This window comes from Corallococcus terminator (assembly GCF_003611635.1).
Taxonomy (GTDB): Bacteria; Myxococcota; Myxococcia; order Myxococcales; family Myxococcaceae; genus Corallococcus; species Corallococcus terminator.
The window spans coordinates 1-25,459 of record NZ_RAVZ01000021.1 but is presented as its reverse complement, the minus strand read 5'-3'; the positions used below and the strand labels follow the sequence as shown (position 1 = coordinate 25,459).

General features: G+C 69.9%; 22 protein-coding genes. 15 read left to right on the top strand and 7 right to left on the bottom strand.

Annotation, left to right across the window (positions count from 1 at the left end; genetic code table 11):
• Positions 1–20: 20 nt before the first annotated feature.
• Positions 21–593: a glutathione S-transferase family protein gene (locus D7V88_RS05275; protein WP_120539498.1), complete on the top strand. Its 573-nt coding sequence runs from the start codon at positions 21–23 to the stop codon at positions 591–593.
• A gap of 22 nt (positions 594–615) precedes the next feature.
• Here D7V88_RS05275 and D7V88_RS05270 read toward each other — a convergent pair whose 3' ends face one another.
• Positions 616–1,530 carry a LysR family transcriptional regulator gene (locus D7V88_RS05270; protein ID WP_120539497.1) on the bottom strand — a complete coding sequence of 305 codons (915 nt, stop codon included), beginning with the start codon at positions 1,528–1,530 and terminating at the stop codon, positions 616–618.
• Between the two features lie 104 nt (positions 1,531–1,634).
• Between D7V88_RS05270 and D7V88_RS05265 the strand changes: the two genes are divergently transcribed.
• The 8 genes from D7V88_RS05265 to D7V88_RS05230 all read left to right on the top strand — a co-directional run bounded on the left by D7V88_RS05265 (position 1,635) and on the right by D7V88_RS05230 (position 11,377).
• Positions 1,635–2,390 (top strand): SDR family oxidoreductase, encoded by a 756-nt coding sequence (locus tag D7V88_RS05265; RefSeq protein ID WP_120539496.1) that lies wholly within the window; start codon positions 1,635–1,637, stop codon positions 2,388–2,390.
• 97 nt (positions 2,391–2,487) lie between these two features.
• Positions 2,488–4,395 carry a M23 family metallopeptidase gene (locus D7V88_RS05260; protein WP_120539495.1) on the top strand — a complete coding sequence of 636 codons (1,908 nt, stop codon included), beginning with the start codon at positions 2,488–2,490 and terminating at the stop codon, positions 4,393–4,395.
• 97 nt (positions 4,396–4,492) lie between these two features.
• Entirely contained in the window at positions 4,493–5,044 is a 552-nt protein-coding gene (locus D7V88_RS05255) for an RNA polymerase sigma factor (RefSeq protein ID WP_120539494.1), read from the top strand.
• Entirely contained in the window at positions 5,041–5,751 is a 711-nt protein-coding gene (locus D7V88_RS05250; protein WP_120539493.1) for a hypothetical protein, read from the top strand. Before D7V88_RS05255 ends, D7V88_RS05250 begins: the two co-directional genes overlap by 4 nt.
• 50 nt (positions 5,752–5,801) lie before the next feature.
• The gene (locus tag D7V88_RS05245; protein WP_120539492.1) at positions 5,802–6,305 is read left to right on the top strand and encodes a hypothetical protein; all 504 of its coding nucleotides are present in this window, start codon (positions 5,802–5,804) and stop codon (positions 6,303–6,305) included.
• 1 nt (position 6,306) lies between these two features.
• On the top strand, positions 6,307–9,198 hold the full coding sequence (locus D7V88_RS05240; RefSeq protein WP_120539491.1) for a CHAT domain-containing protein: 2,892 nt from the start codon (positions 6,307–6,309) through the stop codon (positions 9,196–9,198).
• 89 nt (positions 9,199–9,287) lie between these two features.
• Positions 9,288–10,529: a GAF domain-containing sensor histidine kinase gene (locus D7V88_RS05235; RefSeq protein ID WP_244237990.1), complete on the top strand. Its 1,242-nt coding sequence runs from the start codon at positions 9,288–9,290 to the stop codon at positions 10,527–10,529.
• 53 nt (positions 10,530–10,582) lie between these two features.
• Positions 10,583–11,377 carry an ABC transporter ATP-binding protein gene (locus D7V88_RS05230; protein WP_120539490.1) on the top strand — a complete coding sequence of 265 codons (795 nt, stop codon included), beginning with the start codon at positions 10,583–10,585 and terminating at the stop codon, positions 11,375–11,377.
• 26 nt (positions 11,378–11,403) lie between these two features.
• Here D7V88_RS05230 and D7V88_RS05225 read toward each other — a convergent pair whose 3' ends face one another.
• Positions 11,404–12,810 (bottom strand): DUF8189 domain-containing protein, encoded by a 1,407-nt coding sequence (locus D7V88_RS05225; RefSeq protein WP_147448625.1) that lies wholly within the window; start codon positions 12,808–12,810, stop codon positions 11,404–11,406.
• 348 nt (positions 12,811–13,158) lie between these two features.
• On the opposite strand from D7V88_RS05225, the gene D7V88_RS05220 reads away from it, so the two are divergent.
• A complete protein-coding gene (locus D7V88_RS05220; RefSeq protein ID WP_158625005.1) occupies positions 13,159–13,887 on the top strand; it encodes a TetR/AcrR family transcriptional regulator in 729 nt (242 codons plus the stop codon).
• A gap of 13 nt (positions 13,888–13,900) precedes the next feature.
• Here D7V88_RS05220 and D7V88_RS05215 read toward each other — a convergent pair whose 3' ends face one another.
• The 3 genes from D7V88_RS05215 to D7V88_RS05205 all read right to left on the bottom strand — a co-directional run bounded on the left by D7V88_RS05215 (position 13,901) and on the right by D7V88_RS05205 (position 16,887).
• Positions 13,901–15,298, bottom strand: a complete 1,398-nt coding sequence (locus tag D7V88_RS05215; protein ID WP_120539487.1) for an amidohydrolase family protein — start codon at positions 15,296–15,298, stop codon at positions 13,901–13,903.
• Between the two features lie 87 nt (positions 15,299–15,385).
• On the bottom strand, positions 15,386–16,024 hold the full coding sequence (locus tag D7V88_RS05210) for a M23 family metallopeptidase (RefSeq protein WP_120539486.1): 639 nt from the start codon (positions 16,022–16,024) through the stop codon (positions 15,386–15,388).
• Positions 16,021–16,887, bottom strand: coding sequence for a TolB family protein (locus tag D7V88_RS05205; RefSeq protein WP_120539485.1), 867 nt, complete (start codon positions 16,885–16,887; stop codon positions 16,021–16,023). Before D7V88_RS05205 ends, D7V88_RS05210 begins: the two co-directional genes overlap by 4 nt.
• A gap of 211 nt (positions 16,888–17,098) precedes the next feature.
• Here D7V88_RS05205 and D7V88_RS05200 point away from each other — a divergent pair, with 211 nt between their 5' ends.
• The 4 genes from D7V88_RS05200 to D7V88_RS05185 all read left to right on the top strand — a co-directional run bounded on the left by D7V88_RS05200 (position 17,099) and on the right by D7V88_RS05185 (position 21,615).
• Positions 17,099–18,064 (top strand): hypothetical protein, encoded by a 966-nt coding sequence (locus D7V88_RS05200; protein WP_120539484.1) that lies wholly within the window; start codon positions 17,099–17,101, stop codon positions 18,062–18,064.
• 111 nt (positions 18,065–18,175) lie between these two features.
• On the top strand, positions 18,176–18,523 hold the full coding sequence (locus D7V88_RS05195) for a helix-turn-helix domain-containing protein (RefSeq protein WP_120539483.1): 348 nt from the start codon (positions 18,176–18,178) through the stop codon (positions 18,521–18,523).
• An 82-nt stretch (positions 18,524–18,605) separates the two neighbouring features.
• Entirely contained in the window at positions 18,606–19,772 is a 1,167-nt protein-coding gene (locus tag D7V88_RS05190) for a type II toxin-antitoxin system HipA family toxin (protein WP_244237989.1), read from the top strand.
• A 49-nt stretch (positions 19,773–19,821) separates the two neighbouring features.
• Entirely contained in the window at positions 19,822–21,615 is a 1,794-nt protein-coding gene (locus tag D7V88_RS05185; protein ID WP_208726121.1) for a Vps62-related protein, read from the top strand.
• Positions 21,616–21,636: 21 nt separating this feature from the next.
• On the opposite strand, the gene D7V88_RS05180 is transcribed toward D7V88_RS05185, so the two are convergent.
• On the bottom strand, positions 21,637–22,545 hold the full coding sequence (locus D7V88_RS05180; protein WP_120539481.1) for a CPBP family intramembrane glutamic endopeptidase: 909 nt from the start codon (positions 22,543–22,545) through the stop codon (positions 21,637–21,639).
• Positions 22,546–22,747: 202 nt separating this feature from the next.
• On the opposite strand from D7V88_RS05180, the gene D7V88_RS05175 reads away from it, so the two are divergent.
• Entirely contained in the window at positions 22,748–24,070 is a 1,323-nt protein-coding gene (locus D7V88_RS05175) for a ferritin-like domain-containing protein (RefSeq protein WP_120539480.1), read from the top strand.
• A 53-nt stretch (positions 24,071–24,123) separates the two neighbouring features.
• Here the strand turns inward: D7V88_RS05175 and D7V88_RS05170 are convergent, their stop codons facing one another.
• Positions 24,124–25,398 carry a DEAD/DEAH box helicase gene (locus D7V88_RS05170; protein ID WP_120539479.1) on the bottom strand — a complete coding sequence of 425 codons (1,275 nt, stop codon included), beginning with the start codon at positions 25,396–25,398 and terminating at the stop codon, positions 24,124–24,126.
• Positions 25,399–25,459: the final 61 nt, after the last annotated feature.

Here is a 25,459-nt window from a genome sequence, read left to right as displayed (position 1 = left end):
TCCCTTCCGGAGGTGCCTGGATGAAGCTCTATTTCAATCCGAAGAGTCGCGCGGTGATCGCCAAGTGGATGCTCGATGAGTGCGGCGCCGAGTATGAAATCGTCCCCATCAGCTTCGAGAAGGGCGAGCACAAGGCGCCCGAGTTCCTGAAGATCAACCCGGCCGGCAAGCTGCCCGCGCTGGTGGACGGAGCTACCCGGGTGTTCGAGGGTGCGGCCATCTGTATGTACCTGGCCGAGAAGTATCCCCAGGCCAACCTCGCGCCGAAGGTGGGCTCACCGGAGCGCGGCCGGTTCCTGTCCCTGATGGTGTACTCGACGTCCCAGTTGGAGCCCTCCATGGGCGACTTCCTGCTGAAGGCTCCGACGGCGCCCTCGCGTGGTTGGACGGACTTCGAGGGTGCCCTGAACGCCATCGAGAGGGAGTTGGGCGAAGGGCCCTACCTGTTCGGCGACTGGTTCACCGCAGCCGACGTGATGATCGGCTCGATGTTCATCTGGCAGCGCATGTTCGGCTCCAAGTCGGGCCGTCCGAAGATCGATGCCTATGTGGACCGGCTGCTGGCCCGTCCCAAGGGCATGAAGATGGGCTGAGGCCTCCGGGGCGCGCCCTGTCTCAAGCGCGCCCCGTGTCTTCCCCTGCCGGCGCCGCGAACCCACGCGCCAGCCAATCCATGAACACACGCACGCGAGGCGAAAGCTGCCGGCTGCGCGGATAGAGCAACGACACCGGCGTCGGCGTGGGCGGATTCGCTGGCAGCACCAACACCAGCGTGCCTCGCGCCAGGTCCTCCTCCAGGTGGTAGCGAGGGGCCTGCATGATTCCGAATCCCAGCCGCGCGGAGGCCACCAGACTCTCCGCCCCGTTCACGGACACGGTGGCCGGAAGCACCACGTGGCGCACCTCGCCGCCCACCGTGAACTCCAGCGGCAACAGGGTCCCCGTCGCGGAGGAACGGAAGCCCACCATCCGGTGCCCCTGCTGGAGCGCTTCGATGCTCTCCGGCACGCCATGCCGCGCCAGATACGTCGGTGACGCGCACGTCACCTCCTCCAGCATCGCGACCCTTCTCGCCACCATGTCGCTGTCGTGGAGGTCCCCCACGCGCAGCACGCAGTCGATTCCCTCCCGGACCAGGTCCACCAGCCGGTCCCCTTCGCTCATGTAGAGCTCGATGCCCGGGTACCGCTCCAGGAACTCCGGCAGTCGGGGCAGCACGAACCTGCGCGCCAGCGTCCCGTGCACGTCCACGCGCAGCAGTCCCTTCGGCTGCGCCCCCACGAACGCCGCGTCGGCTTCCTCCAGGTCCGCCAGCAGCGACACGCAGCGCTGGTAGTACGCCTCCCCGTCCAGCGTGGGGCTCACGTGCCGCGTCGTGCGCTGGAGCAGGCGCACGCCCAGCCGCTCCTCCAACTGCTTCACCGCGTCCGTCACCGACGACCGGGGCAACCCCAGGTCCTGGGCCGCCTGCGTGAAACTCCTCCGCTCCACGATGCGGGTGAAGACCCGTAGTGCATCGAACCGGTCCATTGTCCGCCCTGTCGAACAGTGATGACGAACCGTGCCCGATTATCCGCAGACCAGAAAGGTCCATCTTCCTCTCATCCACGCAGCAGCGAACCCGGAGAGAGACCATGACCGCCCCGACCCCGACCCCGTCCTCCAAGAAGACCGCCATCGTGACCGGCGCCTCGCGCGGCATCGGGGCCGCCGTGGCGGAGCGGCTCGCCCGCGATGGCTTCAACGTCATCGTCAACTACGCGGGCAGCAAGGACTCCGCCGAAGCCCTGGTGCGGAAGATTGAAGCGGCCGGGGGCCGCGCCCTCAGTGCCCAGGCGGACGTGTCCGACCCCGCCGCCGTCGCGCGGATGTTCGACTCCGCCGAGACCGTGTTCGGCGGCGTCGACGTGCTGGTGAACAACGCGGGCGTGATGATGCTCAAGCGCTTCGCGGACAGCGACGACGCGCTGTTCGACCGGCAGATCGCCATCAACTTGAAGGGCACCTTCAACGGCCTGCGCGAAGCCTCGCGGCGCCTGCGCGACGGGGGCCGCATCGTCAGCTTCTCCACCAGCGTGGTCGGGCTGAAGCTCGAAACGTACGGCGTCTACGCCGCCACCAAGGCCGCCGTGGAGACCATGACCGCCATCCTGTCCAAGGAGCTGCGTGGCCGCTCCATCACCGTCAACGCTGTCGCCCCCGGCCCCACCGCCACCGACCTGTTCCTCGATGGCAAGTCGCAGGAACTCGTCGACCGCATGGCGAAGATGAACCCGCTGGAGCGCCTGGGCACCCCCGAGGACATCGCCGCGTCCGTCTCCTTCCTCGTCGGCCCCGACGGCGGGTGGATCAACGGCCAGGTGCTGCGCGCCAACGGCGGCATGGTCTGAGGCTTTTCTCCCGGAGGAGGTGAGGAGAAACAAGGGGCCATTTCGTTGGGTGGAGGCAGGCGCGAAACCGGCGCCCCCTTCCAAAGGAGCAGCACCCATGCCCTCCCACCTTCGTTCCGCCATCCGGCTCACCGCCGTGGCCGTCGCCACCGTCAGCGTCGGCGCCTCCGCGCAGACCTACGCCTTTCCCGGCAGCAGCGCGGACCTCCCCGACGGCAGCCACTGGTGGATCTCCAGCGACCACGACGGCACGGAGAACCGGGACCTCAACGCCGCGCGCTTCGACGCCACCGTCAGCCGGTTCACCCGCGTGAAGATTCCCTTCGCGGACTACGCCGTGAACCCCAAGAACTCCGACTGGGTCATCTACGGCCTGCCCGTCTCCGCCATCGCGGACGGCGAGGTGGTGACCTGCTGGCGCAACGCCCCGGAAGGCCTCAAGCCCGCCGTGCACGGGGGCGACGACGTGCCCCATCCGGGCCGCACCTCGGATCCGCTCATCATCCCGCGCTCGGGCAACCACCTGAACATCCGCACGAACGACGGGAAGGTCATCCTCTACGCGCACCTTCAGCCGGGCAGCATCCCGGAGGCGCTGTGTCCCTTCAACGCCACCTACGTGGCGGACGCCGAGGACCGCGTGGGCGACCTTCCCCGCGAGACGATGGTCCCCGCCGCGCAGCGGGCGTTCGTGAAGCGGGGCCAGTTCATCGGCCGCGTGGGCAGCTCCGGTGCTTCTTCAGGTCCGCACCTGCACGTGCACCTGAAGCCCATGCTCAGCGAGACGACGATGGGGGTGTCCCTCCCGATCACCTTCTCTCAGGCGTGGCAGAAGGACGGGGCGGTGACGTACGACTCGTCGCTCGACTTCGTTCCGCTGCGCGCCGAAGCGCTGAACCAGTTCCCCTCCGCCATCCACCCGGATCCGCTGCTGCGCCGGGGCTCCATCACCGGCGACGCGGCGATGGAGGTGGCGATGGCGACCTCGGGCGACATGGTGGTGACGGCCACGCGCGACATCTCCGGGCGGCTCGTGATGGGCTCCTGGCGGCTCGCGGGGGATGGCACCTTCACGAAGCTCTTCGGCGCGAATACGACCGACGCGTCCACCCACGTGTCCATCGCGAACCCCGGCCTGGGCCGCGACGTGGTGACGGCCGCGCGGGACGCCGACGGCAAGCTCAAGCTCACCGCCTGGCGGGTGTCGTCCGGCGGCAGCTTCACCCGGCAGGCGGAGGCGGGTGGGGATGCCATCTCCAGCCAGATGGCGCTCGCGTCCATGCCGGGCGGCAGCCTGGGCGTGGTGAGCGCCGTCCGCGACTCGGCGGGCCGCTTGAAGGTCAGCACCTGGGAGACCTCCTCCAGCCTGGACGCCATCACCCGCCGGGGCAACGGCTTCGGTGAGGATGCCACCCATGTCTCGCTCGCGGCCGTCGCCAATGGCCGCGTCGCGGGAGACACGGGCAGCAGCTTCAAGGGCGTCATCACCGCGGTGCGCACCCCGGCCGGCAAGCTGAGCGTCACGGCCTGGGAGATCGGCTCCACGGGCCTCGTCTACAAGCGCGGCACCTACCTGGGCGGCGACGTTGCGGACGTGGCCATCAGCAGCCTCTCCTTCACCAACGTGCGGGACCTGGTGGTGGTCAGCGCCCGGCTGCCCACGGGCGTGCTGCGCAACATCTCCTTCGACATCACCACGGCGGGACAGCTCGTGCGCCGTGACGACGAGGACGCGAGCGGCGTCTCGGACGTACAGGCGGTGCGGGTGGTGGGACAGCACCTGGTGACGCCGGTGCGGGATTCGGCGGGCAACCTGCGCGTGTTCACCTGGGACGTGGACTCGGACAGCAAGGTGCACCGCACCGGGCAGGAGCTGGCGGGCGACATCCTGGACGGCATGGCGGTCACCTCCACCTATGTGGGCGCACGCTTCGTCATCACCGCGGTGCGCCTGGCCTCGGGTGGCGACGTGCGGTTGATCGCCTGGGACGCGAACCTTCCGTAGCGGGTGTCCTCCCCCGAGCACCGTCTTGGGGGATTGGCGGCTCCGCCTTGCCGCCTGGGGGGGATTCAACGACCATCGGCACCCTTTCCCGGAGGGGATGCACTTGGAGCTGCGACACGGCCACTCCGCGGGGGCCTCGCCGGACGCCGGGCTCGAAACGCTCCGGCGCGACCTGGAGAAGGCCCTCGCCAGCGTCTGCCCCCCGTCCCTCGCGGACCGGCGGGACGACCTGTTGCAGGTGGCGATGATGCGCGTGGTGGAGCTGCGCAAGCGGGACCCGGGACGCGCGGCGCTCTCGTCCGCGTACCTGTACCGGGTGGCCTACACGGCGCTCATCGATGAGCTGCGCCGGGTGAACGCTCGCAAGGAGGTGGCGCTGGAAGAAGTGGAGCAGGCGCCCGTGCAGCCCGTGGCGCCGGGAGACCCGGAGCGTTCGGCCGGCGCCGCGCAGATTGCCCGGGCCGTGCGCGACTGTCTCCAGGGCCTCGTGCAGGACCGCCGCCTCGCCGTGACGCTGCACCTGCAGGGACACACCCTCCACGAAGCCGCGGAGCTGCTGGGCTGGGAGAGCAAGCGCACCGAAAACCTCATCTACCGTGGACTCAGCGCCCTGCGCGCCTGCCTCTCCACGAAGGGAATCACGCCGTGAGCGACCACCGCCCCGAGGATGACTCCATCGACGACGCGGGCGTGGAGCGGCTGCGGACGGCGCTGCGCGACGACGCGGCGACGCCCGGAGAACCGGTGGACGCGGACCTCGTCTGGCGCGCCGTGACGCAGGAACTCCCGGCCGATGAGCGCCGGGCGGTCATCGAGCGCGTCGCGGCGGATCCTACGTGGGCCCAGGCCTGGCGGCTGGCGATGGAGATGTCCCGTGCGGCCGCGAAGGCGGATGCACCGGCGAAGGTGCTGTCGCTGACGGACCGCAAGGCGGCGCAGGGCAAGCGCTCCTGGAGCGGCCGTCCCGCATGGGCCGCGATGGCGGCGATGTGGGTGGTCCTGGTGGGTGGGGTCCTGGTGTGGCGGCAGCAGCAGCGCGAGGACCCGGAGCGGATCCGGGGCGGCGAGGCGGAAGCCATCACCTCCGGGGTGCCGGAAGCCACCGCGCTTGCCCGCGACCGCTTCGTGCTGCGTTGGAGTGGGGTGCCCCAGGCGACGCACTGGAGCGTGCAGGTGTCGTCGGAGGACTTGAAGGTGTTCCACCGCGTGGAGCGGCTGGAGCAGCGGGAATACACCGTGCCGGCCCCGGTGCTGGCGGAGCTGCCCTCGGGGGCGAGGGTGCTCTGGCAGGTCGAAGCACGGTTGCCGGATGGAAGCGTCCGGCGAAGCAGCACGTTCGTGAACCGGTTGCAGTGAGCGCGCGGCAGGGGCCGCGTCCAATCCAAGACAAGGCAGAGGGGGATGTGATGAAGACAATCAATGCGCAGGGACGATGGGGGCGGGTGTTGGCGGTGGTGGCGCTCTTGTGGGGTGTCACGGCGGCGGCACAGGCCGCGCCCACCCCGGTCACGGTGCTGGTGACGACGGATGTCCTGGTGGGTTCCGCGAACGACACGGTGGTGGCCTCCGTCGTGGACGCGGGCGTGCTGCGCACGGGGCCCGCGGTGCCGGTGACCTTGCGCATCCTGAGTGACCGGGGCGTCGTGCTCGCGACCGTCACGGGAACCGTGGGGCCGGGGTCCCCCCTGCGGTTGACGGCCCGGGCGCCCTCGAGCGCCGGTGTCCGCGCGCAGCTCGTCCTGCTGCCAAGCCGCCTGCAGATGTCCGCCGGCGTCCTGGTCCTCGAACGGGAAGATCCGAGTGATCCGCCTCCGAAGAGGGCCGTCTGCCTGGCGCCGGCCAAGGACCCGACCACCACCATGCCGGAGCCCGTCACGGTGGAGGGCTGCTGGGTGGAAGTCGAGGAGTGACGTGTCCGGAGGGCGGCGACAGCACGCGAGGCGACCGGGGCTCCTCACCTTCGTGGTGGGGCTGACCCTGTGTTGCCTCGCGGGGGCCGCCCCTCCCGCGGAGCCCCCCGCGCTGGCCCGGTGCGAGGAGGGCTTCCTTGCCCACCCGGAGGGCCCCGAAGCGGCGATGTGCTTCTTCCGAGAGGCCCAGGGACTGGAGGGGCGCGACGAGGCCCGGCGCAGGCTCCAGGGGCTCATCGAGCGTCACCCGGATCGTCCCTGGCTCACGCTGGTCCTGGGCCATCTGGAGCTGCTGTCCGAGCCCCGCCAGGCCGAAGCGTCCTACCGTCACGCGGCCCTCGCGTTCCGGCGCCGGGGGGACGCGGAGGGCGAAGTGATGGCCGGCATCAACCTGCGCAGCGTGCTGGGGATGCTGGGGCGGGCAGAGGAAGCGCACCAGTGGGTCCTGCGGGTGGGCGAGGTGGCCCGGGCCTCCGGTGACGCGCGCTTGCAGGTGCGAGCGCTCATCCTGGAGGCGGCCGAACTCTCCGACCTGGGCCAGGACCTGGGGCGCGCCTATCTGCTCCTCAAGCGCGCGGAGGCCCTCACCTTTCCCGGGGGCACCGACGGCATGAAGAAGCAACTGCTGAGTCCCCTGGCCACGGTGAGCGTGAACCTGGGACGCCTGGACGAGGCGCTGGACGCGTACGGGAGGCTCGCGGAGCTCGCGCGGCGCACCCGGGACGCGGGCACGGAAGCGCGCGTGCGTCTGGCCGTGGCGAACCTCGCGCTGCTGCGACACGAGGAACGCCCCGAACCGGGAGGCCGTCCGGAACTGCTGCGGCTCGCGCGGGAGGCGCTCGCGGCGGCCGAACGCGCGGGCAGCAAGGCCTTCGAGGCGATGTCCCTGCGCCTCGTGGCGGAGCTGCTGGGCGACGGTCCGGAGGAGCGGCGCGACGCGGAGGCGTTCCTGGAGCGCTGCATCGACATCGCACGAAAGACGGGGTTGCCCGAGCGCCGCATCTCCTGTCTGTGGACGCGCGCCGAGCGCCGCGCCAGGGGGGATGCCGCCGCCGCCGTCGCCGCCGAGCACGACGCGGACGAGGCCCTGCGCCTCGCCGCCGAACACGACAACCCGCTCTACCTCGCCCCGGCGTGGAGGGCGCACTCGATGGTGGCCTTCCGCACGCGGCCCTTGCCGGAGGCGCTGCGACAGGCGGAGCGCGCGCTCGACGCGGTGGAGGTGCTGCGCCAGTTGCAGCGCGACGCCTCCAGTCAGGCCGAGCTGTTCTCCGGTTGGGCGAGCGACTACCACCGGCTCGCCGGCCGTACGCTGGAGGCCGGTGAGGCTGCCGTCGTACCACCCCGGGAAGCCCTGGAGCGCGCCTTCACCGTGAGCGAGCGCCTGCGGGCGAGGACCCTGTTCGAAGCGCTCGTGGCTTCCCGTGCGTTGGCCGCCGGGGAGGACGCGCCGGAGCGCCGGGAGCAGCGGGCCGGCGTGCTGCGCGACCTGTCCGCCACCCAGCGGCGACTGCTCGGAAAGGAGCTCTCCGCGCCCGAGCGCACGCGCCTGCTGGGGGAACTCCAGGAGCTGGAGCGCCGGGAGCAGGAGCTGCGTCTCTCGCCCCGGCATGCCGCGGTCCAGTTCGCCTCGCTGGAGCAGACGGAGCAGCGTCTGGGCGACGACGAGGCGCTGCTCGTCTTCCTCGTGGGCGCGGACCAGGATCTCCAGGCGGAGCGCGCGGGAGGCGCCTGGGTGCTGGCCGTGACCCGGGAGGGCACGCGCGCGCACCGCATCCCTGAGCGTGCGCGGCTGCGTCCCGCCGTGGCGCTCCTGTCGGGCCTCATCGAACGGCGTGACGGTTCGGAGGCGGGTGCCGCCGCCGCGCTGCATGCGCAACTGCTCGGCCCCGCGCTGCGGGAGCTTCCGCAGCGCGTCTCCCGCCTGTTGCTCGTGCCGGACGGGCCGCTGCATGACCTGGCCTTCGCCGCGTTGCGGGAGCGCGTGGACGGTCCGCCGTTGATCGCCCGGTACGAACTCGCGCTGGTGCCCTCCGCGAGCCTGCTGCACCACTGGAGGGAGCGGTCCACGAGGCCTCTGGGAGGCCAGGCCCTGGTCCTGGCGGATCCGGACCGGAGTGCTGCCCCGGAGGGCGCGACGGTGGTGGCCTCCGCGCGAGGCGGCGTGTTCGGTGAGACCGCGAGCCTGGGCGCGCTCCCAGAAGCCAGGCGCGAAGGGCACACCGTGGAGGCGTCGCTGGAGGACACCGCCGTGAGGCCGCGCCTGCTGGTGGGCGCGGAGGCCTCCGAGCAGGCCCTCAAGGCCACCGCGTTGGACGACGTGCGCATCCTCCACCTGGCCGCGCACGCCGTCGTCGACGTCGAGGCCCCCGAGCGGTCCGCGCTGGTGCTGGCCCCGGGCGCGGCGCAGGAGGACGGCCTGCTCCAGCCCCGGGAGATCTCGGAGTTGAAACTGGGGGACGCACTGGTGGTGCTCTCCAGTTGTCAGGGCGCGTCCGGCGCGCTGCTCGCGGGGGAAGGGGTGCTGAGCCTCGCGAGGGCCTTCTTCGAAGCTGGAGCGCATGCCGTGGTGGCGAGCCTGTGGCCCATGCGCGACGCCGAGGCCGCGTGGCTCCTGGAGCGCTATTACAGACATCTGGCGTCGGGGCAGGGCGTGTCCCTGGCCCTGCGTTCCGCCCAGCGCGAGGCCTGGGAGGACGGTCAGCCCGCGGCCGCCTGGGCGGGGCTCGTGGTGATGGGGGATGCGGCGCTGGTCCCCGTGCCTGCACCCGAAGCGAAGGCCGCGCACATCACGGGTTCGTTACGAGCCTGGAACCTGTTCGCGCTCCTCTGCGCCGTCGCCCTGGTCGTGGGCGGCTTCTGGTGGTGGCGGAGGTCTCGCGCGAAGGCGTGACCGGGCAGGGACGCCTGGCCGCCCGAGGTGCGGGGGGCGGGCCGACGGCACGGGTGGCACCGGAAGGGAGTGATCCCCACCCTTGGCTCGTGAGCGACCCGGTGGCGGAGACCGAGACGGATGCACGGTTGCAGGCACTGGAGGGCCTGCTGGCCCTTCCCGCCGCGGAACTCCAACCGACCCTGAACACGGTGGGCCAGCTTGTCTCGGAGCTGCTGAAGGCGGACAAGGTGGACGTCTTCCTCCTCGACACGAGCACCCAGTGCCTGGTCGCGGTCGGGACGAGCGACACGCCCATGGCCCGCCTCCAGAAGTCGTTGGGCCTGGACCGGCTTCAGCTCGCCAACGGGGGCCGTGCCGTCCAGGTGTATGAAACGGAAGCGCCCTTCATCACGGGCCGTCACGAGGAGGATCCGGAGGAGCTTCCCGGCATCAAGCACCGGCTGGGGGCCCGCTCCTCCGTGATGGTGCCCCTGCCCATCGGCATGGAGACCCGGGGCGTGCTGGCCGTGACGTCGGCCCGGAATGACTTCTTCACGCAGGGCGACCTGCGCTTCCTCCAGGCGGTGGCGCGCTGGGTGGGCCTGGTGGCCCACCGGGTGGAGCTGGTGCAGGAGCTGACGAACCTGGCGGTGAAGCAGGCCCGCCGGGCCGCGGCGGAGGAGCTCATCACCGTGCTGGCCCACGACATGGCCAACTACCTGCTGCCGCTCCAGGCTCGCATCCAGCTCATCCAGCGGCGGGCCACGCGCAACCAGAGCGTCGAGGACCAGCGGGATGCGAATGGCGCGGCTGCGTCCCTGCGCTCCCTCACCCGGCTCATCCAGGACCTGCTGGACGTGGGGCGCCTGGACCAGGGGCTCTTCACGTTGCGCCCCCAGCCGGTGGATGTGGCGGGGCTCGCGCGGGAGGTGGCCTCCACCGCGAACACGCCCGGACATCCGGTGAACTACCGGGGCCCCGAGGAGCTGGTGATGCTGGCGGACCCCGAGCGCCTGCGTCAGGCGCTGGAGAATCTGGTGGCGAACGCGCTGAAGCACTCACCGCCGGGGCTTCCCGTGCTCGTCGATGTGCAGATGCAGCGGCGTCTGGAGGGGCCCTGGGCCCGCCTCGCGGTCATCGACGAGGGGCCGGGAATCCCCGGCGAGCAGCTTCCCACCCTTTTTGAACGCTTCGCGAGGGGCCCTGGCTCCACGGGGCTGGGAATCGGCCTGTTCCTCGCGCGTCGCATCGCCGAGGCCCACGGAGGCACCCTGGAGGTGACGTCGAGACCGGGGGATGGCACGCGCTTCGAGTTGGCGCTGCCAGAAGACCTGGCGACCTCCAGGTAGGCAGGCAGGGAGCCCTCGCGCGTCAGGGGGCCGCGCACTAGGGTGCCGGAGCGATGAGTGACACGAGCCGTGAGACGACGCCGAAGCTGACCATCGAGGTGAAGGACCTCTACAAGTCCTTCGGCGGCCAGCCGGCGCTCCGGGGTGTGAGCCTGGTGGTGCCGGAGGGCACGACCTGCGTGCTGATGGGCGTCTCCGGCTCCGGCAAGACGGTGCTGATGAAGCACATCATGGGGCTCATCCGTCCCGACAAGGGCGTGGTGCTGGTGGAGGGCGAGGAGGTGGCGAAGATGAACGAGCCCGCGCTCAACCAGATGCGCCGCAAGCTGGGCATCCTCTTCCAGGCCAACGCGCTCTTCGACTCGCTCAACGTCTTCGACAACGTGGCGTTCCCGCTGCGCGAGCGCACCAACACGCCCGAGCCGGAAATCACCAAGCTGGTGAACCAGACGCTGGAGAAGGTGGGCCTGTCGCATGCGGCCACGCGCTTCCCGGGAGAGCTGTCCGGCGGCATGCAGAAGCGCGTGGGCTTCGCGCGCGCGACCATCCTCCAGCCGAAAATCCTCCTCTACGACGACCCCACCGCCGGTCTGGATCCGCTCACCACCGCGGCCGTCAATGAGATCATCACCAAGGGCAAGCAGCAGTTGGGCGCCACGTCGCTGGTCATCACCCCGGACGTGGCGTCCGCCTTCGGCACCGCGGACAACCTGGCCCTGATGCACGAGGGACTGATTGTCGAGTACGGCCCGCCGGAGCACTTCAAGCAATCACAGCACCCGGAGGTGAAGGCCTTCCTTCGCAACTGGCTCCGGCGCCGCTCCGAACAGCGCCCGCCCAAGGCCTGAGCCTGGGGCGGGGCGTCGGCGGGGAACTACCAGCCGTTGTTGAACCAGGAGTGGCGCAGGGTGTTGTCCGTGCCGCGATAGAAGACATCCAGCCGGCCGGGACCCCAGCTCGCGACATCGGGCGCGGAGGTCATCTCACCGCCGAGCCAGTTCCAGCCGCTCCAGCCGGAGCCCGTCCACGAGTTCACCCAGAGGCTGTTGTCCGCGCCCCGGCCGAACACGTCCAGCTTGTTCACGCCGCGCGAGGCCACCGCCGGAGCGGAGGTGAAGGTGCCGCCCAGCGAGCCCCAGGCGCTCCAGGCCGTGCCATTCCAGTACTTGTGGAGGAAGGTGTTGTCGGTGCCCCTGGCGAACAGGTCGATGCGGTTGGGGCCCCAGCTCACCGCGGCAGGGTCCGACGTCACGACGCCCGGAATCACGTTCCACGACGTCCAGCCCGAGCCCGTCCAGGACTGTTGGTAGAGCTGGTTGTCCAGGCCCTGGCCGAACACGTCCAGCCGGTTCGTGCCCCAGGACGCCACGGCCGGGCCGGAGTTGAAGGCGCCGCCCTGCGAGTACCAGGGGCTCCAGCCGGTGCCATCCCACGCCTTGTGGAGCATGGAGTTGTCCGAGCCGCGCGCGAACACGTCGATGCGATTGGAGCCCCAGCTCACCGCCGCCGGGTCGGACGTAATGACGCCCGTGTGGAGGCCCCAGCCGCTCCAGCCCGCGCCCGCCCAGTACTGGTGGTGCATCTGGCTGTCCAGGCCCCGGACGAACACGTCCAGCCGGTTCGCGCCCCAGGACGAAGCTCCCGGGCTGGAGGCCAGGCCGCCGCCCAGCGACTCCCAGGGGACGCCGTAGGTGATCTTCGCGCCCTGGACATCCGTGGCGCTCAGGTTGCCATCCCCGTTCCAGGCCGGGTTGCAGTAGTTCATCACGGAGCCCAGGTCCCACGGCCCGATGAGCCAGTCACCCGAGGAGCCCTGCGCGGGCTCGGTGCAGGTGGAGGGCCGGTCCGGACGGTTCTGCTCGTGGGCGTAGCCCAGCGCGTGACCGAACTCATGCACCGCGATGGCGTCGATGCAGTACTTGAGGGTGCTGGCGCACGACTGGCCCCAGTTGGCGAACGTGAAGTTGAGCACCATGCCCTGGGCCCTGCCGTTGAGGCCGTTGCCCAGCGCCTTCACGTGCGGGCCCACGTCGCTGATGTTGATGCGGACGCCGCTGGACGAGAACGGACACGTCCCCCAGCCGTAGAAGCGCACGCTCGAATTCGCCTCCCACGTGCGCGTCACCGCGTCGCGCACCCACTGTCGCTGGGTGGCGTTGCCAGCGGCCGGGTTCTCCCAACACACGGGGATGGTCAGCGGCCACCACAGGGTGGAGGACGCCACATAGAGTTCGGCCTCGCTGTGCCGCAGCTCTCCTGGAGGCGTCTGCTCGGAAGGCATGGATGCCTCCGGCGCGCTTCCACAGCCAACCAGTGCTCCGAGCCCGAGCGCGACGAGCAGCGCCCCCCCTGGGCGATGCGTGCTTTCCTTGAACATGGTGTCCCCTCTTGCGTCCGCCCGCTCCTCGGACGGGGCCTGTATGGCCCACGCATCCCCGGACGAGACAAATCATATCCTGACACGAAGCCTGATGTATTGGAAGCGAAAGCGGGTTAATCCAGTGCGTTCAGGAAATTCTCCAGATGCGGGCTTCGAGGAGGCATTGCATCTGTTTCTTGAATCACAGTCGCTTCTGGCGGGCGGGGTATGCTCCGGCGCATGACCTCTGGTGAGAGCAGTCCCCGAAGAGTGCGTAGGCGGCTGTCGCGGGACGCCGTGGTGGAGACCGCCGTCACGCTCGTCCGGGAGCAGGGGTTGCGACAGCTCTCCATGCGGACGCTGGCCGAACGGCTCCGGGTTACGCCCATGGCCATATACAAGCACGTCGCGAACCGGGACGCACTCGTGCTCCTGTGTGCGGAGGCCATCCTCCAGACACGGGTGTTGCCCGCGGAGCAACGTCTGGTGTTGCCTGTGAGGCAACGTCTGGTGTTGCCCGCGGAGCAACAGGATCCGGTGGCGTGGCTCCGGCAGCTCGCGGGCCGTCTGCGCGCCGTGGGGCTGGCGCACCCGGGGCTGATGGAGTTCCTGTTGGAGCAAGGCCCCGTCGTCCACACCGCGCTCGTCATCCTCGACCGGACCGTGAGCGGACTTCACGCCGCCGGCATCCCGTGGAAGGAGGCGGGGGCACTGCACAACACGTTCTTCTCCTGGCTGGCCGGGGCCATCCGTCGGCAGGAGTCGTGGGACGTGGGTCCCCCAGGGACGCCCCCGCCGTTCGAACGGTTCTTCGCGGCGGCCCAGGCGCTCCCCGCCAGGGACTACCCGGGGCTTGCCCACAGCGTGCCGCACATGCGGGCCACCGACGTGGAGCGGGAGTTCGAGGCGAGCCTCGGCTTCATGCTGGAGGGCATCCAGCGGCGCATCGACGCACGACAGGCCCCCGCGCGGAAGCGGCCCCCTCGTCGCCAGCGCTGAGGCTGGCTTCGCGTCACGCGTCCTTCGCGCCGCCTCCCATGTCCCAGTGGGCGGAGAGGTCCGCCCGTCCGCGCAGGAGCGCGTCCGGTCCTCCCACGCGGGCCAGCACCGCGTCGCGGGCTTCGATGACCCGGCGCCGGACCGTGGCGAGGTCCACGTCCACCAGGGCGCCCTGGAACTTCGCCCACCGTCCGCGCACCATCACCGATTCGACGTTGCCCGCATGCGCCTGGAGCACCACCGCGTCGCGGGGGCGGTTGAGCGGCGTCAGGTTCAACGCATCGGCGGCGAGGACGATGAGGTCCGCGTCCTTCCCCGGCCGCAGCGAGCCCGTGACGCGTCCCAGCCCCAGGGCCTCCGCGGCGTCGAGCGTCACCATGGGCAGCATGCGCGCGGCCTTGAGCGCGAGGACCCGGGACAGCCCGTCCTTCTCATGGGCCCGGGCCCGCTCCACCTGGAGGGCCAGCCGCATCGCGGTGAACAGGTCCCCGCCGTTGCTGGAGACGACGTCGCATCCGAGCGTGGTCCGGACCCCCGCGCGCAGCGCGCGTCCGGTGACGGGGAAGCCCATGCCCATCTGCAGCTCCGTCTCCGGCGTCACCGCGACGGCGCCGCCGCTGTCGGCGATGCGCCGCAGGTCCTCGTCGGAGCTCCATGTGCAATGGACGAAGAGCACGTCCGGACCGAGCAGGCCTTCGGCCGCCATCCGCTGCACTTCGCTCGGGCCCGACACGGGCCACGCGGAACAGTGGGCGGTGATGGGGACGCCCAGCTCGCGCGCGGAGAGGATCTCCGCCCGGCTCTGCTCCCAGGGGACCTGCATCTCCGTCAGCGCGATGCCCATGCGGACACGCCCGCTGTCGGAGGCCAGCCGGGTGGAGCGCAGGCGTCGGGCGTCCTGGAGCCGGCTCGCGGGAGTCGGCAGCGCGGTGCTCTGTTGGGGACCCGCCGCGTAGCCGTAGGCGAAGAGGGCCCGGATGCCGGAGTCTTCCAGCGCCGTGAGCGCGGCGTCCGCGTGCGCGGGTGACTCCACGCAGTGCGAATAGTCCACGAGCGTGGTGATGCCCGCGTCCAGGGCCTCCAGCGCCCCGGCCAGGTTGGCGGCATGCAGGTCTTCCGGCTGGAACGCGGGAGACAGCTTCACGCGCACCGCCGCCAGGTAGTCCATCACCGTCCAGTCCGCGCCCAGGGCGCGCAGCGGCGTCTGCCACGTGTGCCGGTGCGCATCGATGAGGCCCGGCAGGAGCAGCTTCCCGCTCAGGTCCACGATGCGACAGTCCCCCGCGTGCAGTTGGGGACCCATCGCGACGATGCGCCCGTCCTCCACCAGGACGTCACCTCGCGGCAGGTCCGCCTGTTCGGGGTCGCAGGTGATGATCTCCGCCCCACGCAGCAGCCATCGGTCGCCCATGCGGTGCTCCTCCTGACAGGCCCAGTGGGTATACAGTGTATACCCACTGGGCCCGGGAAGGCTTCCCGAGGGGACGACAGTGGCGGTCTACTGGCAGGTGATGCCGGGGAGGCCCCGGTAGGCACCCTGCGCGGTCCACCGCGTGTAGGGCGTTCCGCAGGAGCCCGCGTACGGGTCATCCGTGCCGTAGCCGGGGACCCAGTATTCGAAGTGCAGGTGTGGCCCCGTGGAGGCGCCAGACGAGCCCACCCGGGCGATCCAGTTTCCGCAGGCGAGGGTCGTGCCCCGCGCGAACTGCTGGGTGTATGCCTTCAGGTGCCAGTATTTGGTCTGCGTGTTGTCCGGGTGCCGCATGATGATGTAGTTGGCCGTGTAGAGGCCGCATGCCGCGTAGGGGTTGGCCTGGTCCCAATAGTTGCACCGGTCGAAATAGCCATCCACGGACGCCTCGACGTAGCCCCGGGCGGCGTTCATGGCCCAGACGCCGTAGTCCATCTTGCTGAACCCGCCGACCAGGGCGTAGTCGATGCCCGTGTGGCCGCTGTAGCGCACGCCACCGCAGGCGTAGTCCCGGCCGCCGTAGTCCTTGTAGGCGCTCACCACGCAGCCGCCGTTGCCACACTGGTCGGCGAGCTGTGAGGCGGGAAAGCGGAACATCGTCTGGGCGGAGGACACCGCCGGGAAGGCCAGCAGCGCGAAGGCCAGCGCGAGGGTCAGGGTCTTCACGGCTCACCTCCCACATCCGGAGCCGCGTGGCCCGTGCGCACGTTGAGCTTCCAGAACGCACCGCCGCCAGCGTTGTAGCGAAGCACGTCCTCGTTCAGCCATTCCATGTGGTGGGTGGAGACGGGCGGGGGCACGAACTCCTTGGGCGGGCCTCCAAACAGCATCCAGTTCTCCAGGCCGACGTTGGTGAGTTGCCGGGCCGGAGCGCCCTCCACGTTCGTCACGTAGAACGACGCCACGCTGGTGCGGCCGGACACGAACACCACGGTCCTGCCATCCGGGGAGATGCTGGGCGTCGCGTCCACGCCGGGGCCGTCCGCGAGGACCTTCACGCGGCCCTGGAGGTCGATGATGCCCACGGCGGTTTCATGCGGCCCCTCGCTGTTCATCAGGAGCGTGGCGACGAGCGCGTCTCCCTTCGCCGTAGGGAACAGGTCCCCGCCCACGCCTCGCGCGAGCACCCGGTCCCGGCCATTGGCGTCGCGCATGCGCAGGGTGCCGTCACCCTCCAGCAGCGCCACGTCCGTCCCCACCGAGCGGGCTTCGCGGTACTTGAACTCGCGGTCCACCACGCGCACCGCGCCGGTGGCTTCGTCGTAGCGGACGATGGCCAGCAGCGGCAGCTCGTCCGTGCCCAGCGGCTCCGTCGGAATCTCCGCGACGACGCCCGCCAGCATTCCCCGGCCCTGGCCGAAGAGGTGGATGAACCGGGCCTTGGGGCCGAACTCCTTCGCGACGGCGGGGACCAGGGACTCACGCGCCTTGGTGACACGGCGCAGATCCGCCGGATTCAGGCGGTCCGCCGCCAGGGCGCTGGTGGCCGCCAGCGTCAACACGGTGAGTGTCAGGAATTGCTTTCGCATCTCGCTCCACGGGAGGGGGAAACAACGGGTGAGGATGTGTCGACAGGGTTTTCTCGCGACCTGTGAATGAGTTGCTTTGAAAATGGTTATTCATGTATTCCTTGAAAATTACATGTTTGTCATCAGGAACCGGGCTGTCCGGGATGCGGCGTGTCGTGGCAGGCTCCGGGGCCCCGAGGCCGGCGGGGGTGTGACCGAAGAGGGTGTTCCCATGTCCATGTCCCGCTCGAAGCTGCGCCGTGCCTTCTCCCGCCTGTGGCTGCTGGCGCCCGTCACCACGCTGGGGGTGGGGTGTTCCTCCACGTGGGGCTGCGATTCGGATTCCCGCCAGGAGACGTTCCGCGTCGCCACCATCGAGTTGACGGATGGGGGCGTGGCCACGGCGCAAACGCCTTGTTCGGAGGTGTGCGCGCAGTTGGGGGCCCACGCGCCGTGCTCGTTCACGCGTTCCTCCCAGGAGCTGGCCGAACCCGACGAAGTGAGCTGCCAGGTGGGGACCCTCTGCGAGGGGCGCCGGCCGGAGGGGCTGTGCAGTGATGGTTCGGTGGAGGGGCGGGTGCCCGCGCTGGGCGTGCTCTTCGCGAAGATGGCGCACCTGGAGGCCGCGTCCGTCCCGGCGTTCGAGCGGCTCGCGGACGAGCTGGCCGCGCACGGAGCGCCGGAGCGGCTGGTGCGGGCGGCGCGTCGTTCAGCGAAGGAGGAGGTGCGGCACGCGCACGCGATGGCGTCCCTCGCGGTGCGTCACGGGGCCACGATGCCGGAGGTGAACGTGGCGCCGTTCGGAGCCCGGTCGCTGGAGGCGCTCGCCATCGAGAACGCGGTGGAAGGCTGCGTGCGGGAGACCTTCGGCGCATTGCTCGCGGGGTGGCAGGCGCGGTGCTCGGAGGATGTGTCGGTGCGCGAGACGCTGTCGGCCATCGCGCCGGACGAGCTGCGCCACTCGGAGTTGTCCTGGGACATCGATGCCTGGGCGCTGGCGCGGCTGTCCGAGGACGCTCGGGCGCGGGTCGAAGCGGCCCGGCGTGAAGCGTGGTCCGCGTTGGAGCGCGACGCCGCGGACAGCCTCCTGCCAGAGGACGTGGCCCGTCAGTCCGGGCTGCCTTCGCCGGAGATGGCACGGCGGTTGGTGCGGGAGCTGGCGCGGACGTGTTCGCCCGCGACGACGGCCCTGGCCTGAACTGGCGGGCTTACGAGCCCTCGGTTTTTGGAATCAATCTATTGGTTCTAAATGGAGGATGGAATCAATAGATTGGATTTTTGGGTCATCCCTGGGTCACCATGGGCGTGCATGCCTCGACAGAATCTGACGAGTGAGACGACGCCCTTCGCCGTAGGCCGGGCCATCTCGGCCTTGGGACAGAACATCGCGCGGGCCCGCATCCGACGTGGCCTGCGTCAGGTGGACCTCGCGAAGAAGACGGGGCTGGCGCTCGGGACGCTCCGGCGCATCGAGGAGGGGAGTCCCACCACCGCGCTCAGTGCCTACTTCACCGTCTTGTGGGCGCTTGGGCTCGAACGCGAGTTCGCCGACCTCGCCTCGCCGGATCGCGACGAGGAAGGAAAGACGTTGGAGCTGGCTCGCCAGCCGGAGCGCGTGGACGTCCATCGCAAGGATGAGCTCGATGCCGACTTCTGACGCGTCCCGATGCTACGTGTACATCCAGCTCCCGAACTCTCTCGACGTCGTGACTTGTGGGCTCTACGTCCAGCAAGAGGGAGTGGGGCAGTTCGTCTACGGCAGGAGCTATCTGGAGAATCCCCGCGCCGTCGAGTTGGAACTCTTCGAGCTTCCGCTGCAACCAGGCACCTTCAGGACGACCCGGCTTGGAGGTATCTTCGGCTCCTTGCGAGACGCTTCGCCCGATGCCTGGGGTCGCAGGGTCATTGAACGCCAGTTGGGCCGCGGAGAGCTGACCGAGGTCGGCTTCCTCCTCAATTCGCCGGAAGATCGAGCCGGGGCGCTGTCCTTTGGCATGGGCAGCACACCGCCAGCCCAGGTTCATCAGTTCAACAAGGTGCTCTCACTGCCTTTGCTGTTGGAAGAAGCCAGCCGGTTCGAGCAGGGACTTCCGCCCTCCCCCCAGGTCGATGATCTGGTGAATCCAGGAAGCTCCATGGGCGGAGCTCGTCCCAAGAATGTCGTCGAGGATGACGAGGGCTTGTGGATCGCCAAGTTCCCGTCGCGAGGTGACCGATGGAACAACGCCGCGGTCGAACTCGCGATGCTGAAGCTCGCCGACGAATGTGGCCTTCGCGCTGCTTCCGCGAAGAGGGTCCGTATCGCCGGGCAGGATGTGCTCCTCGTCCGTCGGTTCGATCGGGAACGCACCGAGCACGGCTATCTGCGACACCGGATGGTCAGTGCCCTGACGGTGCTCCGCGCCGATGAGAATCCACGCGCGGGTCCGAATGAGCGCAAGCCCTGGTCATACATCTTGCTGGCGGATGAGCTGAAACGCTGGGTCAGCGAGCCGGCGGAGGACCTGCGAGAGTTGTTCCGCCGGATGGTGTTCAACGCGCTTGTTTCAAACATTGATGACCATCCCAGGAATCATGCACTCATCGCAGCCGGAGCCCACTGGAGTCTGTCGCCTGCCTACGATCTGACGCCGGCACCGCAGGCCAGCACCGAGCGCGATCTGGCGATGGAGGTGGGAAGCGCGCAGCATCGCCGAGCCAATCGCCGCAACCTCTTGAGTGAATGCGTACGCTTCCGACTGTCGAAAGAAGACGCCACCCGCATCATCGACACGATGAAGCAGCGCGTGTCACTCCGGTGGCGTGACGCCGTCCGAAGCTGTGGGGGCTCTGATGCGGACGTGAGTTCCATTGAGCGAGCCTTCGACTACGAGGGCTTCGAATACGGCTCCGACCTTCGGGGTTGAAAGTCGCACCCAGGGTATGGTCTCGGGCTCCCCCTTCACCCGGGTTCCCATGCTCCCAAGGCGATTCCTCTCCCTCGTCGTGCTCGCGACGACTTCACTCCTGGCGAACACAGCCCAGGCCAATACCGTCTACGGCGTCTGGCAGGGCTCGGGAGGCCAGAGCTCCTCCAGTCCTGGCAACCGGGTGTTCCTGCTGGATTCGCAGACCTCCAACACCCCCGTGACGTTCACGCTGACGTCGTCGGCGGATGCGTGGCTGTACCTGCTGGATGCGAATGGCACCATCCTCGCGCAGGACAACAACGGCGGGGGCGGAACGAACTCGCGACTGTCCGTCACGTTGTCCCCGGGCAGCTACAAGCTGGTCGCGGCGACCGCGCTGGCGGGGCAGAGCGCGGAGTTCACCTTGAGCGCGGACACGGTGGCGCTGCGCTATCCGAAGTCACTGGAGCTCAAGCCCACGAGCCGCTTCGCCTGGATCTACGATGACCATGGCACCGGCGCGACGAATGACATCTCCGTCTGGCGCCCGGACCTGTCCCAGTCCCCCGGCTTCTTCTCGCTGGGCGACGTCGCCATGTCCAACCGGGGACAGGCCCCCGCGACGACGTTCCTGGTGCGCGGCGAGGGCGACCTGCTGGCGCGTCCGTCCAACTACAACTGGATCTGGAGCGACTCCGGCTCCGGTGGAACGCACGACGCCTCCTTCTGGGAGCCCGTCGCGCCGGCAGGCTACACCTGCCTGGGCCACGTCGCGGTGCTGGGCTATTCCAAGCCCTCCACGGACCTCATCCGCTGCGTGCGCAGCGAATACGTGCTGCCCGCCAACCCGGCGTGGGTCTGGGACGACAAGGGCTCCGGCGCGAACGACGACATCGGCGTGTGGCAGGCGGTGGCGCGCGACCACCGCGGCCTGCCCGCGTCCACCTTCGTCTCCCGTCCCAGCCACGGCGACACGGGCGGCAGCCGCTACTGGGTCCTCAACAAGAGCGCCACGTCCAACCCGGAGCTGCGCGGCCTGCCAGTGGACGCGCAGGCAGTGGCCACGTTCGCGCCCCGCGTCTGGCTGCACCCGGAGGAGCTCTACTTTCCGTCCTCCACGCAGTTCCATCTGGCCAACGTCCACGAGGAGAACGGCCACCTGGTGACGAACCAGGCGCTGGGCTGTGACTCCTGCACGGATCCGCAGTTCCTGGACGGCCAGCGCCCCAATCAGACGTCGGTGCCCGTCTACGCGCAGGTCATCCCGCGCACCCAGGGCGGCCAGCCGACGAATGTGACGGACGTGCTGTATTGGAATTTCTACCCCTACAACAATGGCAAGCGGGTGTGCATTGGTTGGTATTCGCCCTGGGGCTGCGTGGGTGGCTATTCCACCTTCGGCAACCACGTGGGCGACTGGGAACACCTCACCGTGCGCTTCGTCGACGGGCGCCCCTCGCAGGTCTACCTGAGCCAGCACGCGAACGGACAGCTCTTCACCTTCGGCGACAAGGCCGTGTTCCTCGCCGGCTGGCACCCGGAGGTCTTCTCCGCCAATGGCTCGCACGGGCTCTACCCGGACGCGGCCCGGCACATCTACGAAACCATCTTCAACGGCGACTTCCTGGCCGACGACACCGGGGCCGGGCTCGCGTGGGACACCTGGAACAACGTGGTGGCCATCCCCTGGCAGCCGGCGGGGACGTACACGGGCTCCCTCGCCTGGATGAACCTCACCGCGTACTGGGGCAACCCGGAGGGTGGCTGTGACAACCCGACGGGCTACTGCGTGAACAGCGGCGGCCCATCGTCGCTGCGGAACCGGTCGGTGTATCAGCCGGAGTACATGACGCTGGAGTAGCCCCCGGGGCCCGGGCTGCCGTCAAAGTGGCGGCAGCTTGTCCAGGAAGCCTGACTTCGACAGCCACATCACCAACGCGAAGCTGATGGTGTTGAAGGCCGCGTGCGCGACAATCAGGGGCAAGAGCCGTCCCCGGAACCAGAAGACGAACCCGAACCAGGCCCCGATGACGAAGGTCTGGAAGACGGCGAGGATGCCTTCGTAGAAGTGGCCCACGCAGAAGAGCAGGGCCGCGACCAGCACCGCGGGCACCCAGCGGCCCAGCACCACGCGCAGACGGGGCACGAGGAAGCCTCGGAAGACGAACTCCTCGAAGCCCGTCACCACCACCATGATGGCCGCGAAGGCGGGCACGCCCAGGCCGGTGTCCATGAGCGCGGTGGCCATGCCCTTGCGCGCCAGCATCTCCTTGCCGGCCAGCTTCAACGCCACGGCGACGGCCGCCATGGGCACCGACGCGGCGATGTGCACCGCGTAGGTGGCGGCGAGCACCGGCACGCCGAGGAGCAGCTCCTTGCCCCAGCCCTCGCGCACCAGCCCCATCTGCGCGGGCCCCTGGCCGTCGCGCCACACCAGCACGGCCACCAGCAAAATCATCCCCAGGGCGCGGATGCACAGGGGCGCCATGGACATGGAGAAGCCCTTCTCCTGCTCCGCTGCGGTGGCGACCCAGGCGCCCGCGCCCGTGCCGCCCAGCGCCACCAGGAGCCCCAGGACGCCCAGCCAGGCGCCCCGGCGCGTGGCCTCCCAGGGGCGCAGCAGGGCCAGCCCCCAGGCGAGCAGCGCGACCGCGACGACGGCCAGGGCGGCCCGGCCCGCGGTGCCCACCGTCGAAGGCCCGAGGACGGCGAGGAACACGAACGCCGCTTCGGACAGGGCCCGGCGCCGCGATGGGGCGTTCTCCAACAGCACGGCGACATCACGACGCACGGGGTGTTCCTCCGGTCCAGGGTCACGGGGCAGGGGCCTCGTGGGATTCCGGACACGCTAGCGGCTTCGCCCTCAGGTTTCTGATCCCTCCTCGGTTTTCCGCGCAGGCGACGCGCGCTTTCCAACGGGAGCGCCCTGGGAGGGAAGGGTGGCATCCTCATTGCTCCTGCGTCCGGGGCACTTCATCCCTGGGAGTCGTTCCTTGAATGCACGTCGACTGCGCCACCTCTTCTCACGGGCCCTGCGGGCTTCGCTCGCCACCCCGCTGGTGCTGGCGGGCTGCGGCTCCGATGCCGGCGTGGACCTGGAGGGCTATGCGCCCATCGCCTGCGACGACAACGCCCCCGCGGTCAGCGACCTGACCCTCTCCCCGCAGCCGGACTACCTCCAACTGCGCCTCCTCCAGTCCTACACCGAGCCGCCTTCCTTCGAGGGCACGGCCACCTCAGGAGCCGCGTGCTCGACGGCGTCGGATGTCCCGGCGTGTCAGGCGGCCCTGGACGCCACGCTGCCGGAGGAGGGCTTCCATCACACCTGCTTCCAGCTCTGCGCGGACTACTTCCTGGCGACGACTTTGGGCGACGAGGTGAAGACGTACTCGACGCTGGAGTCCCTCAAGGGGTTGTTGGGCACCGTCGACACCGCGCAGGAGGCGACGCTGGTGGCCTTCGCCGCCGGCTATCAGGTGAGCTGCGGGCGACTGGAGCGGGGCGCGGTGAAGCAGAACGCGGGGGGCACCTTCAGCGTCATCGGGACCCGGGGCTACAGTTGTGGCGAGGGCACCCAGGTGACGCAGCACCTGCTGGAGGTGTCCGCCTCCGGTGAGGTTCGAGAGCTGGAGCAGCACGTCCTGGAAAAGGGCAGTGGAGGCTGCGCCGTAGGACGGCGGCCCGTGGGGCTCCAGGTCGCGGGGGCGTGCGAGAGTCCGGACGTGCTGGGGCGCTACTTCGCGGAGGTCGCGCACCTGGAGGCGGCGTCCATCCATGCCTTCCTGCGGCTGCGCAAGGAGTTGGCCTTGCACGGCGCGGGTCCGGACCTCCAGGCCGCGGCGCTCGCGAGCGCGGTGGACGAGGTGCTGCACGCCGACGTGACGGGGAGGCTCGCGCGCCGCTTCGGTGCCACGCCGCCGTCGCCCTCCGTGACAGAGCTGCCGGAGCGTCCGCTCGCGGAGGTCGCGCGGGACAACGCCGTGGAGGGCTGCGTGCGGGAGACGTACGGCGCGCTGGTGGCCCACCATCAGGCCCTGCACGCGCGCGACACCGGAGTGCGCGAGGCCATGGCTCGCATCGCCGAGGACGAGACGCGGCACGCGGGGCTGTCCTGGGACATCGACCGGTGGGTCCGTCCGCGCCTCTCCGCCCAGGAGCGGGACGCACTGCGGGAGGCCCAGCGGCACGCGGTGGCCCTGCTGCGCGAAGAGGTCGCGGCGCCACTCGACGCAGGGCTCGTCACTGAGGCGGGACTGCCCACGCCCGAGGTCGCCCTGGCCCTGCTGGACACGCTGGAGCAGGAACTCTGGGCCTGAGGGGATCCGCTCACTCACGGCGCGGGTTTCCCAGGCGCCGTGATGCGGATGCGCTACGGCTTGCGTTTCGGGGGACGCACGGCAGCGGCAGCCGCGGCGGCTTCGCGCAGCTTGTCCTTCTTGCTCTTGCGCCGGCCCTTCACGCCGCCGTTCGGATCCAGGGGCGTCGCGGTCGGTGAGGCCTCTTCCGTCGGCTCGAAGCCCGGCACCTGCTCGCGCGCGATGTCGAGCTGGTGGCGCTTCTCGATGAGTCGGAAGTGGGCTTCGGTGTCCGCGCTGACGAAGCTGATCGCCACGCCCTTGTCGCCTGCGCGCCCCGTGCGGCCGATGCGGTGCACGTAGTCCACGGTCGAACGGGGCAGGTCGTAGTTCACCACCGCCGGCAGTTGAGCGATGTCCAGGCCGCGAGCGGCGACGTCCGTGGCGACCAGGACGCGAACGCGCTTCGCCTTGAAGTCCGCGAGCGCCTGCGTGCGGGCTCCCTGGCTGAGCTCTCCATGCAGTGACGTCGCGGCGATGCCGGCGCGGTTCAGCTTCAGCGCGACATGGTCCGCCGCGTAGCGACTGGCCACGAACGTGAGCACGTGGCTCCACGCATGCGTCTCCAGCAGGTGACGCAGCAGCATCGTGCGCCGGGGCACATCCACCTGGAGGGCCCGCTGGACGATGAACTCCGTCGAGGGCAACTCCCCGTCGTCGACGTCGATGCGCGTGGGCTCGTGCAGCAACTGCTCCGCGAACTTCTGCACCGCAGGCGGGAAGGTGGCGGAGAACAGCAGGTTCTGGCGGCGCGCGGGCAACAGCGCGAGCAGGCCGTTGAGTTCGTCGGCGAAGCCCAGCGAGAACAGCCGGTCGGCCTCGTCGAGCACCAGCGTCTCCACCTCGCCCAGCCGGAGCGCGTTCTGCGACGCCAGGTCCAGCGCGCGGCCGGGCGTGGCCACGACGACGTCCGCGCCGCCCCGAAGCGCCATCATCTGCGGGTTCGCGGAGACGCCGCCGACCGCGAGGCAGGTCTTCAGCGGCTTCTTCAAATAGCGGCCGTACTGCTGGACGGACTCGACAATCTGCGCGGCCAGCTCCCGCGTGGGCACCAGGATGAAGGCCCGCACCGGCCGGACCGACCCTCCGGGGCGCGCCCTCAGGGCCTCCAGGATGGGGAGCAGGAACGCGGCGGTCTTCCCGGAGCCCGTCTTCGCCGAAGCCCATACGTCGCCGCCACGCAGCACCACGGGGATGGTCGCGCGCTGCACCGGCGTGGGTTCGTCGTATCCGAGTTCGGCCACGGCGCGGGTGAGCGCGTCCGACAGGCCGAGCGAAGCGAATGTCATGGGAGGGGAGCCTTGGGGTGGCGCGAGGACGCGGGAGCCTACCCTGCCCGGAGTCCCGCCC